The following is a 1,953-nucleotide window of genomic DNA, read 5'->3' as shown; positions in this document are numbered from 1 at the left end:
CGACGTGGAAGATGGCGCTCATGAAGTCCCCTGAACCATTGCCCGCATAGTGGAGGTTTTCTCCCTGACCGTCATCCTCGGGCTTGACCCGAGGATCAGATGTTGTGCGCGGCGGTGATGACGGATGGCCCTCCGGCCGGGGAGCTTTCTCCGTTGACGGAGCGCCGGACGGTCTGGCCCTCGGGTCAAGCCCGGGGGTGACGGCGAAAGGGACGGCTACTGCGCGGCTTCCGCGCCCAGGATGTCGGCCCAGAAGCGTTTGGCCTTGCCGGCGAAGGACGAGTTGCGCGGCGTCTGGGTGTCGCCCAGCGAGGCGGCCAGCTCCTCAAGCAGCTCCTTCTGGCGCGGGGTCAGGTCGGTCGGGGTCTCCACGAACAGCTCGACCACCAGATCGCCCCGGTTCTTGCCGTTGAGGTGGGGCATGCCCTTGCCCTTGATGCGCACGGTCTTGCCGGTCTGCGAGCCCGCGGGCACGGTCACCGGCGCCTTGCAGCGGCCGTCGCAGGCCTCGGAGACGAGGCAGGGGGCGTCGATCTCGCCGCCCAGGGCCGCCGTGGTCATGGGCACGGGGACGGTGACCAGCAGGTCGAGATTGTCGCGCTCGAACAGTTCGTGCGGCGTGACCGAGATGAAGACGTAGAGGTCGCCGCGCGGGCCGCCGCGCTGGCCGGCGTCACCCTCGCCCGACAGGCGGATGCGCGAGCCGTCGTCGACGCCGGCGGGGACCTTGAGCTGCAGCTTGCGGTTCTTCCGCACCTGGCCGTGGCCGTGGCAGGTGGTGCAGGGCTCGGCGATCATCTGGCCGTGGCCGCCGCAGCGCGGACAGGTCCGCTCGACCTGGAAGAAGCCGTTGGCCGAGCGCACGCGCCCGGCGCCCTGGCAGGTGGTGCAGGTGACCGGCTTGGTGCCGGCCTTGGCGCCGGAGCCCTCGCAGGTCTCGCAGGTGGCGGTGGTGGGCACCGCGATCTCGACCTCGGCGCCCTTGTAGGCCTGCTCCAGGGTGATCTCGAGATCGTAGCGCAGGTCCGAGCCGCGCCGCGGGCCGTGCTGGCGGGCGCCGCCGCCCTGACGGCCGCCGAAGACGTCGCCGAACGCGTCGCCGAAGACCTGGGAGAAGATGTCGTTGACGTCGGCGAAGCCCGCTCCGCCCTGTCCGAAGGGATTGCCGCCGCCGTTGACGCCAGCGTGGCCGAAGCGGTCGTAGGCGGCGCGCTTCTGCTCGTCCGAGAGCACGCTGTAGGCCTCGGAAATCTCCTTGAACCGCGCCATGGCGTCGTCGCAGCCGCCGTTGCGGTCCGGGTGGTGCTGCATGGCCAGCTTGCGATAGGCCGACTTCAGCCCGGCGGCGTCGATGGTCCGCTCGACGCCGAGGATTTCGTAATAGTCACGCGTCGCCATCTGGCGTTCGTCCTCTTACCCTGCCGTTCCCGCGCCGCCTCTGCCGGGCCGCTGACGGGAATGGCTGACCGGGCTGACATGGGCGCCCGGCCGACTGATGCAAGTTTTATGAAACGGCCCCGCCCGTCGGGTGACAAGCGGGGCCGTAACGGTTTTGCCGGGCCTGTGGCCTAGGCGCTCTTCTTTTCGTCGCCGGCGTCGGCGCCAGAGCCGGAGTCCGGGGAGACTTCCTCGAATTCCGCGTCGACCACGCCGTCGTCGGCGGGGGCTTCGGCGGCGGCGCCGTCGCCCGCGCCCTGCGAGGCCGCGTACATGGCCTCGCCCAGCTTCATCGAGGCCTGGGCCAGGGTGTTGGTCTTCTCGCGGATGGCTTCCGGGTCCGAGCCGTCCCTGGCCGCCTTGAGGTCGTCAAGAGCGGTCTGGATGGCGGTCTTCTCGGCCTCGCCGACCTTGTCGCCGTGTTCGGCCAGGGCCTTCTCGGTCGAGTGGATCAGGCTGTCGGCCGAATTCTGGGCCTCGACCAGCTCCTTGCGGGCCTTGTCGGCCGCGGCGTTG

2 protein-coding genes are annotated in these 1,953 nt (G+C 70.1%); both read right to left on the bottom strand.

What is annotated here, in order from left to right:
• Window positions 1–216: 216 nt before the first annotated feature.
• Window positions 217–1,398 (bottom strand): molecular chaperone DnaJ, encoded by a 1,182-nt coding sequence (gene dnaJ, locus VGD32_RS07335; protein WP_331031248.1) that lies wholly within the window; start codon window positions 1,396–1,398, stop codon window positions 217–219.
• A gap of 170 nt (window positions 1,399–1,568) precedes the next feature.
• Window positions 1,569–1,953, bottom strand: a 385-nt coding sequence (locus VGD32_RS07330; protein WP_331031247.1) for an Hsp70 family protein, incomplete at its 5' end; no start/stop codon positions are given.

It is taken from the genome of Brevundimonas sp. (assembly GCF_036402095.1).
Classification (GTDB): domain Bacteria; phylum Pseudomonadota; class Alphaproteobacteria; order Caulobacterales; family Caulobacteraceae; genus Brevundimonas.
The sequence above is the reverse complement of the archived record's forward strand: the minus strand, read 5'-3'. Positions and strand labels throughout refer to the sequence as shown.

Coding starts and splice junctions, on each gene's coding strand:
- dnaJ (WP_331031248.1), bottom strand. CDS start 1,398: ATGGCGACGCGTGACTATTACGAAATCCTCGGCGTCGAGCGGACCATC.